The organism is Shewanella sp. SG41-3 (genome assembly GCF_014164545.1).
Taxonomy (GTDB): domain Bacteria; phylum Pseudomonadota; class Gammaproteobacteria; order Enterobacterales; family Shewanellaceae; genus Shewanella; species Shewanella vesiculosa.
Window position 1 is genome coordinate 288,084 of record NZ_JACJFJ010000004.1, and the last position, 15,637, is coordinate 303,720.

Below are 15,637 nucleotides of genomic sequence, written 5' to 3' on the forward strand. Positions count from 1 at the left end.
GATCATAATGATTAATCCAAAGAAAATTGAAGAGCTCGCTAAACAACTTAGCGACAACTTACCTAGCGGTGTTAAGCAGTTTGCCGGGGAATTTGAAGAGCGCAGCAAGCAGCTATTACAAAACCAACTGATGAAGCTGGATGTGGTATCGCGTGAAGAGTTTGAAGTGCAGCAACATGTGTTACTGAAAACCCGTGAAAAGCTGGAAGCATTACAAGTACAAGTCAATGAATTAGAGAAAAAGTTAGCTGATTAGCGACTAAATAATCTCTGAAAAATCATAAAAAATGACGCTCTAAAGCGTCATTTTTATGATAATTCAACAATCAATGTTTATGTTAACGACTCTTCTAATGCGTATAAGCAAAGGGCGACATTTTCACGTCGAGCACTGAAGCCCATCAGGCCGATACGCCATGCTTTACCTGCTAAAGCACCTAGCCCAGCACCAATTTCTAAATTATATTCTTCCAATAAATGCTTACGCACTGCAGCGTCATCGACACCGTCTGGAATATATACTGTATTGAGTTGCGGTAAACGCGACGACTCTTCAACCACAAATTTAAAGCCTAATGTTGTTAGCCCATCACGCAGTAACAAGTGCATTTTTCGGTGTCTTGCCCAGGCATTTTCGAGCCCTTCATTGGCAAGTAAACGTAAAGATTCATGCAGAGCATATAAGGCATTCACTGGCGCAGTATGATGATAACTGCGTTTAGCACCAGCACTATTGCCCCAATAACCCATGACTAAGGTTTGATCTAAAAACCAACTTTGCACTTGGGTAGTACGGGCTTTAAGCTTGGCAACCGCTTTAGGTGAAAATGACACAGGCGATAAACCGGGGACACAGGAGAGACACTTTTGGCTGCCAGAATAAATGGCATCAATGCCCCACTCATCCACCAGCAATTCAACACCACCCAATGAGGTTACTGCATCAACAATACTGATACAGTCATGTAATTGCGCTAAGGTGCACAAGGTTTTCGCATCAGACAGTGCACCTGTTGAAGTTTCAGCATGTACAAATGCGAGAAATTTTGCATCTGGATGCGCCACGAGTGCTGCTTCAACTTTATCTGGGCATACAGGTTCGCCCCATTCATTGTCGACAACAACTGCTACACCGCCAACTCGTTCAACGTTTTGACGCATGCGCTCACCAAACACCCCATTACGACATACGATGACCTTTTCGCCTGGCTCAACTAAATTGACAAAACAGGTTTCCATACCGGCACTGCCTGGTGCTGATACCGCTAAAGTCATTTCGTTTTTAGTTTGAAAAGCATATTGAATTAAGCTTTTGAGCTCATCCATCATGCCGACAAATAATGGGTCAAGGTGACCGATAGTCGGCCTTGATTGTGCCGCAAGCACTTCTGGATACACATCAGATGGGCCTGGGCCCATTAAGATTCTGCGCGGTGGCATAAAAACTGGAATTGTTGGCACGGGTAACATCAATGTCTCCTTAAAATGAGGTCTAAAATTCATAACTCAATATGAATCTGGAAAAATTTACCCTACATATAAAGCAAAACATACCAATCAGTTGCAGCAAAATAAATCAACTTTCACTTGTTGGTAATCGTTTCTACAGACCCACGAATATTTTTTCGTTTTAGGCGTACTGACAATACCACATTGAGGCACTAAATCACCTAAGAATGGTAGTTAACCTGAACTAGGGATAACAAACGCCTCCCAAACAGCCCTTTGTCTTGCTAACGGTGTTGAATCAACTTGCCATAGACGCGCAATTCGCCTTGTTAGTAAAACAAATGACAAGTTTGATAGTGATAAACGTCTAAGCCTATGATCTTTAATATCATATCTTCATTTCTTATCCCGTGTTCAGGTCAGTTAAAAATGAATTATGATTTTGCTTTCGCACTATTTAAAAATAACTGATAAGCCGGACTGTGGGTTTCTTCTTGATAAACGAAACCGAGCTCCATTAAAAATTGCGCAAACGCGACGTCATCTTTAGCCGGTACTTCAAAACCGGTTAACACCCTACCAAAGGCTGCACCATGGTTACGGTAATGAAATAAACTGATATTCCATTTGCTCTGTAAAGTGGTTAAAAACTTCAGCAATGCCCCGGGATGCTCAGGAAACTCAAAGCTAAATAAGCGCTCTTCTAATGGCTCAAGTGGGTGACCACCGACCATATAACGCACGTGTAATTTAGCGGTTTCATCTTGGGATAAGTCTTGAACTTCAAAGCCTTCAGACTCTAACTTAGCAATGATCTCACTGAGTTCTGCTTGGCCGCCAGTGAGACGAATACCCGCAAATACCACTGCAATATCACGACTGCTAAAACGGTAATTAAACTCGGTCATCACTCGTTTATCAAGTAACTCACAAAAACGTAAAAAACTGCCTGGTTTTTCAGGTATTTTTACCGCTAACACCGCTTCTTTTTGCTCAGCTAATTCACAGCGTTCAGACACATAACGTAAACTATGAAAATTCACATTGGCACCACTGAGAATAGCCGCTACTTTTTTGGGGGCATCGATAGAGTCACCCTGTTGCGCCATGTACTTTTTAAGCCCCGCAATCGACAAGGCTCCAGCGGGTTCGGCTATCGCGCGGGTATCCTCAAAAATATCTTTTACTGCGGCACAAATTTCATCAGAAGTGACGGTAACCACTTCATCAACGTATTCACGCGCTAAACGAAATGGCTCAGTACCAATCCGCTTAACCGCTACGCCGTCAGCAAACAACCCCACTTGAGCCAAAGTTACTGGTTCATCAGCTTCGAGTGCCGCCTTTAAGCAAGCAGCGTCTTCGGGTTCAACCCCAATGATCTTAACTTGCGGCATCACAGCTTTGTAATAGGCCGCAATACCGGCAATTAAACCACCACCGCCAACAGGCACAAACACGATTTCAATATCGCGTTGTTGTTGTACCATTTCTTGAGCAATAGTGCCTTGTCCGGCAATAACCGCTTCGTCATCAAATGGGGCGATATACACCCGTCCTTCTGTTGCCGAGAGGTTTTTGGCATAGTCATTGGCTTGATCAAACGCCTGCCCATGAAGGACCACATTGCCACCCAAGCGTTTCACCGCATCAATCTTAATATCTGGCGTGGTACTAGGCATTACAATTACGGCATCAATACCGCGACTGGCAGCAGACATAGCTACCCCTTGAGCGTGATTGCCCGCTGATGCGCACACCACACCTCTATCGCACTCATCTTGAGTTAACGCTGCGATACGGTTGTAGGCACCACGTATTTTAAACGAATGCACAGGCTGCATATCTTCACGCTTTAAATACACCTGACAACCAAAGCGAGCAGACAATTTATTCATGCTCGACAATGGCGTCACTTTAGCCACATCATAAACAGACGACAGCAAAATTTTCTGTAAATAATAATGCGCTAAATCTAATTGAGTTTGAGACGCCAAAGCCAACATATTACCCCTCCAGCTTAGCGCGATCGCGAACGGCACCTTTATCAGCACTGGTGGCCAATAATGCATACGCCTTAAGCGCTAATGACACATAACGTTCACGAGCAACCGGCTTCCAACCTAGCGGACCTTTGGCATCCATCGCAGTGCGACGCTGAGCAAGCTCTTTATCGCTGACATTAAGCTGAATGCTACGCTTGGGAATGTCGATGGCAATTTGATCGCCGTTCTCGATAAGTGCAATGGTGCCACCTGACGCCGCTTCTGGTGACACATGACCAATCGATAAACCTGAAGTACCACCGGAAAAACGCCCATCGGTAATTAACGCACATTTAGTGCCTAAACCACGTGATTTTAAGTAGGTTGTTGGATAGAGCATTTCTTGCATACCCGGGCCACCTTTAGGGCCTTCATAGCGGATAACCACTACATCACCTTCAACGACTTCGCCACCGAGAATACCGGCTACCGCATCGTCTTGGCTTTCATACACTCGAGCGCTACCAACAAAGGTTAAGTTAGACTCGTCAACCCCTGCGGTTTTCACAATACAACCATCAACGGCCACATTACCTGACAATACGGCTAAGCCCCCTTCTTGGCTAAAGGCAAACTCACGCGAACGAATACAGCCATTTTCACGATCATCATCAACACTGTCCCAACGACAATTTTGGCTGAATGCTTTTGTGGTGGGAATTCCAGCAGGGCCGGCACTAAAAAAACGGATTACATCTGGATCGTTAGTTTGTTTAATGTCGTACTTAGCTAAGACTGATTTTAAATCACCACCATTGTCTGCGGCCACATGCGGTACATCGTTATGGATTAAACCTGCTCTATCTAACTCGCCTAAAATCCCCATTACCCCACCAGCACGGTGAACATCTTCCATATGATATTTAGGCGTTGATGGTGCAACCTTACATAGATGAGGCACTAAGCGCGATATGCGATCAATATCCGCCATAGTAAAGTCAATTTCCGCCTCTTGCGCTGCGGCGACTAAATGCAACACAGTATTAGATGAACCTCCCATGGCAACATCGAGTACCATGGCATTTTCAAATGATTTAAATGACGCAATATTACGTGGCAAGGCAGTTTCATCGTCATGCTTGTAATAACGTTCAGCCAGCATCATCACCCGGCGACCTGCTTCTAAAAATAATTCACGACGGTCTTCATGAGTTGCAAGCATTGAACCATTACCCGGTAAAGACAAACCTAAGGCTTCGGTTAAACAGTTCATTGAATTAGCAGTAAACATACCCGAGCACGAGCCACATGTAGGGCAAGCACTGCGTTCAATTTGCTTGCTGTCTTCATCACTGACATTAGAGTCTGCACCGGCAATCATGGCATCGACTAAATCAAGTTTAATAATTTGATCAGATAACTTGGTTTTACCTGCTTCCATTGGGCCACCAGACACAAATACCACAGGGATATTTAATCGCAGCGCGGCCATTAACATGCCTGGAGTAATTTTATCGCAGTTAGAAATGCACACTAATGCATCAGCACAATGAGCGTTGACCATATATTCAACACTATCTGCAATTAACTCACGAGACGGTAAGCTGTACAACATGCCGCCATGACCCATGGCGATACCATCATCAACGGCAATAGTATTGAACTCTTTGGCAATACCGCCCGCCTCTTCAATCGCGCCAGCAACCAATGAGCCCATATTCTTTAAATGTACATGACCCGGTACAAACTGGGTGAACGAATTGGCAATGGCAATAATGGGCTTACCAAAATCATTTTCTTTTACGCCAGTTGCACGCCATAGTGCGCGGGCGCCTGCCATGTTGCGGCCTTCGGTACTGGTTGCTGAACGTAATTTTGGCATTGCAAATATCCTTGTTTAATGTGGAGCGCGTTACCGATTTGATCACGGATAACGTTCTAATAAAGAGTGATAAAAAAGCTTAACTGTTTGCTGCTTGATCCAGTGACACTGCTGGCAAAACTTTACAATGCATCACATCAATGAGTTTATCTAACTGGGTACTTAACAATTCAATGGCGCGTTCGGCCTCAACCCATAAGTCGACCGCCATACTGGTGTCGTCGTTGATGCGCACCTGCATTTGAGTCACTTTAAATCCACGATGGCGAGTCACACGGAGCACGCGTTCAAGTACCTCGGGGCGTTGCTGAACGGTTATTTCTAATGCATGCATCATGTTTGCTTCTCCATTTGGTCCATCATGTCACTATTACTCGCACCTGGCGGTACTAAAGGCCATACGTTAAAAATATCATCAATCGATACATGCAGCATGTAAGGACCGCTACTGTTTAACATATCATCCAATCCTTGCTCGACTTGATCCGCACGCGTAATGGTTCTGCCAGGGATATCAAATGCCGACGCCATAAGGACAAAGTTAGGGTTATCAGATAAGTCTGTTTCACTGTAACGCTCTTCAAAAAATAGCTGTTGCCATTGCTTAACCATACCCAGTTTTTGGTTATCAATCAGTAAGATTTTCACCGGTAATTTACGGCGTTTAATGGTGGTTAACTCTTGAACATTCATCATAAACGAGCCATCACCAGAGACAGTAACCACAGTCGCATCGGGGCGTGCGACTTGGGCACCAATGGCGGCAGGTAAACCAAAGCCCATAGTGCCTAACCCTGCGCTGGTTAAATGATCTTCAGGGCGGCGGAACCACATGTGCTGTGCAACCCACATTTGATGCTGGCCGACATCGCAAGCAACTACGCTGTCTTCCGGTAATTTATTGGCTAAACGACGTAACATCGCTGGCGCATAAATTAAATCACCTGGATGGTGATAATCCCATTGATGCTTTCGAGACAACTCCTCAACATCTGCTTGCCACTGACCAATATCAAGCTTATCTGCTACCGCCGCAGTTAATGCTGGCAACACTATGCTCAACTCGGCGGCAATGGCGACATCCGCTTGGCGTAACTTGCCAATTTCGGCGGCATCGATGTCTAAATGCAATACTTTGGCATTACAAGCGAAACTGGCAAGGCGGCCAGTAACCCTGTCATCAAAACGTGCACCGACAACCATCAATAAATCGCATTCTTGCACTGCAAGGTTGGCACCTTTACCACCATGCATACCCAACATGCCTAAATAACCTTTAGTCCCATGTGCAATACTGCCCAAACCTTTTAACGTCGCTACCGATGGGATGCCCGTGGTGTCGATGAACTGACGTAAGTGCGCAACAGCACCCGCCATCCCCACACCACCGCCAACGTATAACATAGGTTTTTTAGCCTGCTTAATTAACACTGCAGCTGCATCTAAATCGCTTATCTGAGGTTGTAACTCATCAGCAACGCTTTGAAGCGGTGTTCTGTATTCTAATGCCGCAAGTTGGATGTCTTTTGGGATATCAACTAATACAGGACCAGGACGTCCTTCTGCAGCGATTTCGAATGCGCGATATAAAGTCGGGATTAACTCGTTGATGTCGGTGACCATAAAGCTATGTTTGGTACATGACAACGACATACCTAATACATCGATTTCTTGAAATGCGTCAGTACCAATAACACCAGTAGACACTTGACCGGTTATGGCAACTAATGGCACTGAATCAAGTAAAGCATCGGCAAGTGAAGTGATGAGATTCGTGGCCCCTGGACCTGAGGTGGCAAAGCACACTCCGGTTTTACCACTGGCGCGGGCATACCCTACAGCAGCAAACGCAGCACCTTGTTCGTGACGACTAAGCAAGTGTTCTACCGGACCGCCATAAAGGGCATCGTAGATTGGCATAATCGCTCCGCCAGGATAACCAAATACGGTTGTCACACCATGTGCTGCTAGTACTTTGATTACTGCATCCGCGCCGCGCATTTTCTGTCCTGCTTCCATATGTTGCTCTCTACTTCGTCAATGGTTCTGCTGCTCTACTGTGTGGTTGTTTTTCTTTAAGCCTAAAACTAAAAAACCCCCGGTCCTTTCGGAGCGGGGGTTTTTGCAATCTGTTTGACTCTTAGGTCAGTCTAGTTGCCAAACGCCACCCCCGCTGTGACTTAATAATCACTACGGTAATAATTACGAGAATGAGCATGGCTGCATGGTTTAACATGTTTTAGACTGTATCCTAAGTTTCTAGTAAATAATTTGTTTAGTTATGTTCAAATAACGTTACGGTATTACTAACAAGTACCATAAAAGATTTACTTAGCACAACTAATAAATTGTCTTTATAAAAAAAATTCAGCTTCCCTGCCGAGACAATGCAAACAACAACAAAAACTTAACCTATGAGTTCAACGACATAATCAAGTTGAACTCACTCTAACTATTTGTTTTCCCCACGCCTCAATCAGGAGGATGAAGGCGTTTCGATTGATGCCTGTCCGACAACGGAGCTGTATTTCCAGCCAAAACTCTGAACAGGTACAACATCAGTTCAATTAAACACTTGGTAATTAGTGCTTAGTTCGCTTCCACAATGCCTTTCATGTCGGTCATGTAACCGCGTAATTCTGCGCCAATGAATTCAACGTCGGTATGACGAATTTGCTCATTCACTTCAATCAAACGTTTGTTATCAACACCATTTGATGAAACATCCAGCCCTGCACCTAAATATGCAGCTGGCATGGCATTCACATAATCACGTAACATTGGCACGGCAGCATGGTTGAACAAGTAACAACCGTATTCTGCCGTATCCGAAATCACTACGTTCATTTCATATAAACGCTTGCGTGCAATAGTATTCGCAATCAAAGGGGTTTCATGTAACGACTCATAGTAAGCAGACTCTTCAACAATCCCTGCGGCAACCATGGTATCAAATGCCAGCTCAACACCGGCTTTGATCATCGCCACTAAGAAAATACCTTTATCGAAGTAGGTTTGCTCATCAATATGTTCAGATGACACTGGCGCATTTTCAAATGCGGTTTCGTTAGTTTCCGCTCTCCAACGCAGCAAGTTAGCGTCATCATTTGCCCAGTCTGCCATCATAGTGCGAGAAAACTCACCGCTAATAATGTCATCCATGTGTTTTTCGAATAATGGCTTAAGGATAACTTTTAACTCTTCAGCCATATCAAATGCTTTGATTTTTGCTGGGTTAGATAAGCGGTCCATCATGTTGGTAATGCCGCCGTGCTTAAGTGCTTCGGTAACCGTTTCCCAACCTTGTTGAATTAACTTGCCGGCATAACCAGGTTCAACACCGTCAGCGACCATTTTCTCGTAGCCTAAAATGGCACCCGTTTGCAACATGCCACATAAAATGGTCTGCTCGCCCATTAAGTCTGACTTAACTTCAGCCACAAAAGAGGACATTAATACACCGGCACGGTCGCCACCTGTTGCACTAGCATAAGCCTTAGCAATGGCTACACCGTCACCATTAGGATCATTTTCTGGATGGACAGCAATCAAGGTCGGCACGCCAAAACCACGCTTATATTCTTCACGAACTTCTGTCGCTGGACACTTAGGTGCAACCATAACAACTGTAATGTCTGGACGAACTTGCATGCCTTCTTCAACAATATTGAAACCATGTGAATAAGATAGCGTAGAACCTTGTTTCATTAATGGCATAACCGCATTAACAACATTAGTATGTTGCTTGTCTGGTGTTAGGTTTAACACTAAATCAGCTGCAGGAATAAGCTCTTCAAAGGTGCCGACTTTAAAACCATTATCGGTCGCTTTTTGCCATGAGGCACGCTTTTCAGCGATCGCTTGCGGACGTAAGGCAAAAGAAATGTTCAGCCCTGAGTCTCGCATGTTTAAACCTTGGTTAAGGCCTTGTGCGCCACAACCTAAAATAACGATATTCCAATCTTTAATATATTGGCAACCATCACTGAATTCAGTACGGTCCATAAAGCGGCATTGTGCTAGTTGAGCTAATTGTTGACGTAAATTCAGAGAGTTAAAATAGTTAGCCATCTGATACCACCTTTAAAATTTAATAATTTGGGACTCAACATCTTATAAGTCAGTGACCTTAAGCGTTGTGATTAAAATCACTATAGCGCATGCATATGATTGCTTAAAATGATATATTCGGGACGTCACGTTGCAATTAATGCAACATGGACTGATAAACCTCATACTCAACTGAATTTGTGCTTTAAGGTGCTGTTATGGATATTCGCTCACTTAAATTGTATTTACACTTGTGCGATAGCCTGCATTTTGCCAAAACTGCAGAGCAATCTCATGTCAGTCCCTCGACGTTAAGCCGTGCTTTACAGCGTTTAGAAGAAGAAGTAGGCAGTAAATTGTTCGAGCGTGACAATCGCAGTGTCACTATTACCCATGCAGGCATTGAATTTAAAGGTTTTGCGGAGCAAACTTTAGCGCAATGGACCCAACTACGCAGTCGGATTGATCCCAATCAGCAGGTGTTACGCGGTAATCTTAATCTGTATTGTTCGGTGACCGCTGCTTACAGCCATTTACCGGCACTGTTGGATCGCTTTAGACGTGAACATCCCCATGTAGACATCAATCTCAACACCGGAGATCCGGCAAATGCAGTCGGCCAAATTCAAAAGAATCGTGCTGATATTGCCATTATTGCATTGCCAGAGGTGCTCCCCAGCAGTTTGCATTTTACCCCGATTGATAAAGTACCGATTTCTGTCATTGCACCCACAATACAATGCCAAGTTCAGCAATGGGTCAATCAAGCAAAAATTGACTGGGCTAAATTACCTTATATCGTACCGGATCATGGTCCCGGCAGAAAAAGAATCGATTTATGGTTTAAGCAGATGGGGATTAAACCCAATATTTATGCTCAAGTATCCGGTCAGGAAGCGATTGTCTCTATGGTCGCACTCGGTTGTGGTGTTGGTATTAGTCCAGAAGCGGTGATCCACAATAGTCCGGTGCGAGAACGTATCCAAACCTTATTGTCACCGGTGCCCATTCCTCCTTTTGAATTAGGCTGTTGCTGCAAAGAAAAACGCACCAATGATCCAATCATTAGTGCGTTCTTAGACATCATTTAATCGTACCGAGGCGACTTAGACTTAAGCGGATAGACGATACTTAAGGTAGTGGTGGCATCTCAATATCTAAACGAGTAACCAGTAATTGGTCCACTTTATATGAATCAATATCGACTACCTCAAACTTGTAACCCGCGTAATTGACAAAATCAGTCCGTTTAGGAATTTTGCGCAACATATACATCATAAAACCAGCAATGGTTTCGTAATTTTGATTATGCGGAAAGGCTTCAATATTAAAAGCGCGCATCACATCAGTGATAGGCGTCACACCATCGACTAACCAAGAATTGCCATCACGAGCCACTATTTGCTCCTCACTTTCGTGTAATGACCACGCCCCCATCACGGCGCTTTGTAAGTCATTAGTGGTCACAATGCCGACGACTAAAGCATACTCGTTCATGACCACCGCAAAGTCAGAACGATTATTCTTAAAATATTCCATCGACTCTGACAAGGTCAACGTATCAGGAATGATCAGACAGTTATGCACTAGGGTACTGCCTTTTAAGGTGATGTTCTCGCCGTTAATCACCCTAATGAGCAACTCTTTGGCATCAACAAAACCTTTGATCATGTCCAATTGGCCATCACAAACAATAAACTTATTATGTGGATTCTTAGCAATTTTTTGTTTGATGACTTCTTCACTATCTTGCAGTAAGAAATACACTAAACTTTCACGCGCCGTCATTGCAGAGGTTACCGATACCGACTGCATTTCAAACACGTTCTCCATCATTTGCTGCTCACCTTTATCCATTACACCAGCTTCAGTACCTGCGGTCATCATGGCGTAAATATCATCATGAGTAACTTGATCGTTTCGCGCTGTAGGCACTTGCAACAATTTAAAAATCGCATTGGCCAAGCCATTAAAAATCCACACGAAAGGTTTTAACACTTTAATACACAAAATAATCGGCATCACAAAAGTGACCGCGACTTGCTCAGGGATCACCATGGCAATCCGCTTCGGCATTAAATCAGCAAATAGAATGAATAAGGATGTAACTGTGATAAATGAACACACAAAACTCAGTTGTAAGCCCCATTCGTTGCCTAATAAAGGTAACAATAGTTGTTCAAAATGAGGTCTAAAAGCAGACTCTCCAACGATACCGCCCATGATCGCCACCGCATTAAGGCCGATTTGGACAACGGTAAAAAAACTACCGGGATGAGCTTGAAGTTTCAACACTTTGGCTGCACGTAAGTCGCCCTCATCAGCCATTAATTGCAGACGAATTTTACGCGACGCCGCAAGGGCAATTTCGGACATAGAGAAAAAACAACTAATGCCGATGAGGCACAAGATGATGACTAAATTATCAGAGAGGCTCATAGTTTACCTTTACCTGAATACTAGCCAAAATATCAGGAATGTATGGACATATCATTGTTACAAAATGGGTAAATGTAAAATCAAAGCGATTGATTTAAATAAAAATCAATAACGCTAATGATTCAATACAAATAGAAATAACGACAGATGGAATATGATTATAGCGTTTCACAGCAAAAGACCTATTGATTAACAAGCCTCTCGTACTATAAAGCCGCGGTATTCTACTCAACATCAGTGATTTAAACTAGCGTGCCAGCATAATTATATCTGAGTTATTTGGGCTTTATCACGCAAAAAAAAACATCGCTGCTAGACTATAATCACGTGTTGATTTGTATATTATTCAAACAAAAGGAATTGTTAATGGCGATTGCCTGTGTATTTACCCGAGCGAGTTGCGGTGTAGAAGCGCCGAGAGTCACAGTTGAAGTCCATTTAAGTAATGGTTTACCAGCATTTAATCTGGTGGGATTGCCAGAAACGTCAGTTAAAGAAGCTAAAGAGCGGGTCAGAAGCGCGTTAATTAATGCAGGATTTGAGTTCCCGCAACGACGGATCACTGTCAACCTAGCGCCAGCAGATTTACCTAAGCAAGGCGGTCGCTATGATTTGCCTATTGCCGTTGGGATTCTCGCAGCATCAAATCAAGTCCCAGCCAAAGCATTACATCAATGTGAATTTGTCGGTGAACTGGCTCTTTCCGGTCAAATTCGCCCTTGCAGTGGCTTGTTACCTGCTATTATTGCCGCGCGTAACGATCAGCATCATTTCTTTATGCCTATCGAAAATCGCCATGAGGCAGAGCTCGTTGGCTATCATCACAGTTATTTTGTCGCACACTTACAAAACTTAGCGGCATTTCTACACGGCCAAGCACAATTACCTTTACTCGATACTCTCCCCGAGTGGATTGAAGAAGAGCCGCAACTGCAATCATCACTTTGCATGAGCGATGTCATTGGTCAATATCAAGCCAAACAAGGATTAGAAATCGCAGCTGCCGGGGGACATAACATGCTATTCATAGGCCCCCCTGGCACAGGAAAAAGCATGTTAGCTAATCGAATTATCCCACTATTACCCAAACTCACCTACGATGAGGCCATTGAAGTGGCAGCCATTCACTCTGTCGCCGGATTACATATTAAACCACAAAGTTTCCTTAACCGCCCTTTTCGCTCGCCGCATCATACGTCATCATCGATTGCGCTTATTGGTGGTGGCAGTCATCCAAAACCTGGGGAAATATCGTTGGCTCACCGTGGTATATTATTTCTTGACGAAATAGCTGAGTTCCCTCGAAAAGTATTAGATTGCCTGCGAGAGCCACTAGAAACCGGTCAAGTTGAGATATCACGCGCAGCCGCTAAACTGACTTTTTTGAGTCGATTTCAACTCATCGCGGCAATGAACCCCAGCCCCTGTGGCGATACGGAACGTGCTCGTTCTACCCCTGATCAAATTCAACGTTACTTATCACGTCTATCGGGACCTTTTTTAGATCGTTTCGATTTAACCGTTGATGTACCCAAACTGCCAGCTGGCACCTTAACCCAACAACATCAACCCAGTGAGTCCAGCGTTGAAATCGCTAAACGGGTTAAACAAGCACGCGATCGACAACTCAACCGTTCTGGGGTATTAAATAGTGAATTAAGCCCAAAACAACTCAAACAAGACGGCGGAATAACTCAAGCAGATTTGGCTTTTTTGGAGCAAAGTGTGGTGAGTTTAGGGTTGTCTGTTCGCAGTTTTCATCGTATTCAACGGGTATCTCGCACCATTGCAGACTTACAGCAATCACCAACCACCGAACGCAGTCATATTGCTCAAGCCCTTGGCTATAGGGCAATGGACCGATTACTGGCAAAATTGAATCAGCAATAAGCGTAATTTAACCTATCGTATTGATTGAGCAAAACAGCGACTACGAGTAACATAGCACTCCGTTTAATAGGAGATACAAATGTCGCTGCTTTCGAAAATCAAAGGTTCAATCGCATTCTTATGTTATGTCATTAATACCATTTTTTGGACCATCCCGATCTTAGCATTTAGTTTTGTAAAATTGATCCCTATTGGTATTTGCCAAAAAATCTGCAGCTATATTCTTGATAATTGCGCCACTGCTTGGATTAGCGTCAATACCGTCATCGAAGCTATTTTTCATCCGATGCGTATTCGCGTTACAGGTGATCAATCATTTTCGGAACAAGAGTGGTATATGGTTATTGCTAACCATCAATCCTGGGTCGACATCCTCATTTTACAACGAGTATTTAATCGCAAGATCCCCTTTTTAAAGTTTTTCCTGAAACAAGAACTGATTTTTGTGCCCGTACTAGGCTTGGCTTGGTGGGCATTAGACTTTCCTTTTATGCGCCGTTATAGCACATCACAATTGCGCAAAAACCCTAAATTGAAAGGGAAAGACATTGAAATCACACGTAAAGCATGTGAAAAATTTAAAACTAAGCCTGTGAGTATAATGAACTTTGTTGAAGGTACGCGTTTTACTGCAGCTAAACACGATAAACAAGCATCACCTTTTCAACATCTTTTAAAGCCTAAAGCTGGTGGTATGGCGTTTGCTCTCTCAGCCATGGGTGAACACATTAACAAGCTGGTTAATGTCACTATATATTACCCTGATACGGTACCCACATATTGGCAATATATCAGTGGCGGGTTGTCTGAGGTGAGAGTCGACATCAAAATCACTGATATTCCTCAGAAGATGCGAGGTGATTACCTAAAAGATCGTGAGTTTAAAATTGAATTTCAAGAGCAGCTCAATCAGCTTTGGCTTAAAAAAGATTTACAGTTACAGGAATTTTCTTCGCAAGCAAAGCAAGAGGTATAACAAGGAATGCTGTCTTTTCTACCAGGTCCGATACTGTTTATTATTAGTCTGTCACTATTGATCATCAATACCGCAATATGGAGCACCTTATTGACCATTGGTGGGGTGGTAAAATTATTACTGCCTTTCTTGCCCGTTCGTCGTCTGTTAACGCGAATAATGAACCGATTCATGTGGGCGTGGGCAACATGCAATGGTGGTATTTTATATTTAATCTCAAATATAGAATGGGACGTCGAAGGTTTAGATAAACTTGACCCTAATGGCTGGTATTTATTGATCAGTAATCATGTGAGTGGTTTCGATATAGCAGCCCAAACATACTTATTGCGTAACCACATTCCAATGTTGAAATTCTTTTTAAAAAAAGAACTCATCTATGTGCCCATTATGGGTCTAGGTTGCTGGGCACTCGATATGCCATTTATGGATCGCACCAGTGCTGCCAAGCTGAAAAAAAATCCCAAATTAAAAGGCAAAGATCTGCAAACAACCCGCAAAGCTTGTGAACGATTTAAGCACATGCCGACATCCATTATTAATTATGTCGAAGGGAGTCGGTTTACCGAAGAAAAACGCCTGCGTCAAAACTCACCTTATCGCCATTTGTTACGTCCTAAAGCGAGCGGTATCGCTTTTACACTTTCAGCAATGGGCGAACAATTTACCGGACTGCTCAATATCACTTTAGTGTATCCAGAAACGTCAGAAAAAGTATTAGCCAATGTCATGCATGGGCGCACTAAAAAAGTGGTTATGCGTGTTGAAACGCTACCCGTGCCTAAAGTGGATTCAGAAATTTACTTTTCAAGCCCTGAAAACCGTGTCGAATTTCAGCGCTGGTTAAATCAGCTCTGGTTAGATAAAGATCAGCAAATTGATGACATAATAAAAGTTTACCAACAGTAATAAGGGTATTGGATAGGTTTAATTGTCAGAAAGTCGACAAATGACGATTTTCTGTTG

12 protein-coding genes are annotated in these 15,637 nt (G+C 43.5%); 5 read left to right on the forward strand and 7 right to left on the reverse strand.

Features of this window, described 5'->3' with window-relative positions; translation table 11 throughout:
- The first annotated feature begins 7 nt into the window (after nucleotides 1-7).
- Entirely contained in the window at nucleotides 8-256 is a 249-nt protein-coding gene (locus H5164_RS09640; RefSeq protein ID WP_124017536.1) for a ubiquinone biosynthesis accessory factor UbiK, read from the forward strand.
- A gap of 77 nt (nucleotides 257-333) precedes the next feature.
- Here the strand turns inward: H5164_RS09640 and H5164_RS09645 are convergent, their stop codons facing one another.
- The 6 genes from H5164_RS09645 to ilvC form a co-directional block, all read right to left on the reverse strand.
- Nucleotides 334-1,470 carry an alanine--glyoxylate aminotransferase family protein gene (locus H5164_RS09645; RefSeq protein WP_182755839.1) on the reverse strand — a complete coding sequence of 379 codons (1,137 nt, stop codon included), beginning with the start codon at nucleotides 1,468-1,470 and terminating at the stop codon, nucleotides 334-336.
- A 413-nt stretch (nucleotides 1,471-1,883) separates the two neighbouring features.
- Complete coding sequence (ilvA, locus tag H5164_RS09650) at nucleotides 1,884-3,455, reverse strand: threonine ammonia-lyase, biosynthetic (RefSeq protein ID WP_124017534.1); 1,572 nt, start codon at nucleotides 3,453-3,455, stop codon at nucleotides 1,884-1,886.
- Nucleotide 3,456: 1 nt separating this feature from the next.
- Nucleotides 3,457-5,316 (reverse strand): dihydroxy-acid dehydratase, encoded by a 1,860-nt coding sequence (gene ilvD, locus H5164_RS09655; protein ID WP_123778370.1) that lies wholly within the window; start codon nucleotides 5,314-5,316, stop codon nucleotides 3,457-3,459.
- A gap of 79 nt (nucleotides 5,317-5,395) precedes the next feature.
- On the reverse strand, nucleotides 5,396-5,653 hold the full coding sequence (ilvM, locus tag H5164_RS09660; RefSeq protein ID WP_123778371.1) for an acetolactate synthase 2 small subunit: 258 nt from the start codon (nucleotides 5,651-5,653) through the stop codon (nucleotides 5,396-5,398).
- The gene (gene ilvG / locus H5164_RS09665) at nucleotides 5,650-7,335 is read right to left on the reverse strand and encodes an acetolactate synthase 2 catalytic subunit (protein ID WP_182755841.1); all 1,686 of its coding nucleotides are present in this window, start codon (nucleotides 7,333-7,335) and stop codon (nucleotides 5,650-5,652) included. The genes ilvM and ilvG overlap by 4 nt, the downstream gene beginning before the upstream one ends.
- A 570-nt stretch (nucleotides 7,336-7,905) precedes the next feature.
- Nucleotides 7,906-9,387 carry a ketol-acid reductoisomerase gene (gene ilvC, locus H5164_RS09670; protein ID WP_124017531.1) on the reverse strand — a complete coding sequence of 494 codons (1,482 nt, stop codon included), beginning with the start codon at nucleotides 9,385-9,387 and terminating at the stop codon, nucleotides 7,906-7,908.
- Nucleotides 9,388-9,584: 197 nt separating this feature from the next.
- On the opposite strand from ilvC, the gene ilvY reads away from it, so the two are divergent.
- On the forward strand, nucleotides 9,585-10,457 hold the full coding sequence (gene ilvY / locus H5164_RS09675) for an HTH-type transcriptional activator IlvY (protein WP_124017530.1): 873 nt from the start codon (nucleotides 9,585-9,587) through the stop codon (nucleotides 10,455-10,457).
- Nucleotides 10,458-10,497: 40 nt separating this feature from the next.
- On the opposite strand, the gene H5164_RS09680 is transcribed toward ilvY, so the two are convergent.
- Nucleotides 10,498-11,805 (reverse strand): hemolysin family protein, encoded by a 1,308-nt coding sequence (locus H5164_RS09680; RefSeq protein ID WP_124017529.1) that lies wholly within the window; start codon nucleotides 11,803-11,805, stop codon nucleotides 10,498-10,500.
- A gap of 366 nt (nucleotides 11,806-12,171) precedes the next feature.
- On the opposite strand from H5164_RS09680, the gene H5164_RS09685 reads away from it, so the two are divergent.
- The 3 genes from H5164_RS09685 to H5164_RS09695 all read left to right on the forward strand — a co-directional run bounded on the left by H5164_RS09685 (nucleotide 12,172) and on the right by H5164_RS09695 (nucleotide 15,580).
- Nucleotides 12,172-13,695 (forward strand): YifB family Mg chelatase-like AAA ATPase, encoded by a 1,524-nt coding sequence (locus H5164_RS09685; RefSeq protein ID WP_182755843.1) that lies wholly within the window; start codon nucleotides 12,172-12,174, stop codon nucleotides 13,693-13,695.
- A gap of 79 nt (nucleotides 13,696-13,774) precedes the next feature.
- Nucleotides 13,775-14,671, forward strand: a complete 897-nt coding sequence (locus H5164_RS09690; protein ID WP_182697785.1) for an acyltransferase — start codon at nucleotides 13,775-13,777, stop codon at nucleotides 14,669-14,671.
- A gap of 6 nt (nucleotides 14,672-14,677) precedes the next feature.
- A complete protein-coding gene (locus H5164_RS09695; RefSeq protein ID WP_124017526.1) occupies nucleotides 14,678-15,580 on the forward strand; it encodes an acyltransferase in 903 nt (300 codons plus the stop codon).
- The last annotated feature ends 57 nt before the right edge of the window (nucleotides 15,581-15,637 follow it).

Coding starts and splice junctions, on each gene's coding strand:
- ilvY (WP_124017530.1), top strand. CDS start 9,585: ATGGATATTCGCTCACTTAAATTGTATTTACACTTGTGCGATAGCCTG.
- ilvM (WP_123778371.1), bottom strand. CDS start 5,653: ATGATGCATGCATTAGAAATAACCGTTCAGCAACGCCCCGAGGTACTT.
- ilvD (WP_123778370.1), bottom strand. CDS start 5,316: ATGCCAAAATTACGTTCAGCAACCAGTACCGAAGGCCGCAACATGGCA.
- ilvC (WP_124017531.1), bottom strand. CDS start 9,387: ATGGCTAACTATTTTAACTCTCTGAATTTACGTCAACAATTAGCTCAA.
- ilvA (WP_124017534.1), bottom strand. CDS start 3,455: ATGTTGGCTTTGGCGTCTCAAACTCAATTAGATTTAGCGCATTATTAT.
- H5164_RS09680 (WP_124017529.1), bottom strand. CDS start 11,805: ATGAGCCTCTCTGATAATTTAGTCATCATCTTGTGCCTCATCGGCATT.
- H5164_RS09695 (WP_124017526.1), top strand. CDS start 14,678: ATGCTGTCTTTTCTACCAGGTCCGATACTGTTTATTATTAGTCTGTCA.
- ilvG (WP_182755841.1), bottom strand. CDS start 7,335: ATGGAAGCAGGACAGAAAATGCGCGGCGCGGATGCAGTAATCAAAGTA.
- H5164_RS09640 (WP_124017536.1), top strand. CDS start 8: ATGATTAATCCAAAGAAAATTGAAGAGCTCGCTAAACAACTTAGCGAC.
- H5164_RS09645 (WP_182755839.1), bottom strand. CDS start 1,470: ATGTTACCCGTGCCAACAATTCCAGTTTTTATGCCACCGCGCAGAATC.
- H5164_RS09685 (WP_182755843.1), top strand. CDS start 12,172: ATGGCGATTGCCTGTGTATTTACCCGAGCGAGTTGCGGTGTAGAAGCG.
- H5164_RS09690 (WP_182697785.1), top strand. CDS start 13,775: ATGTCGCTGCTTTCGAAAATCAAAGGTTCAATCGCATTCTTATGTTAT.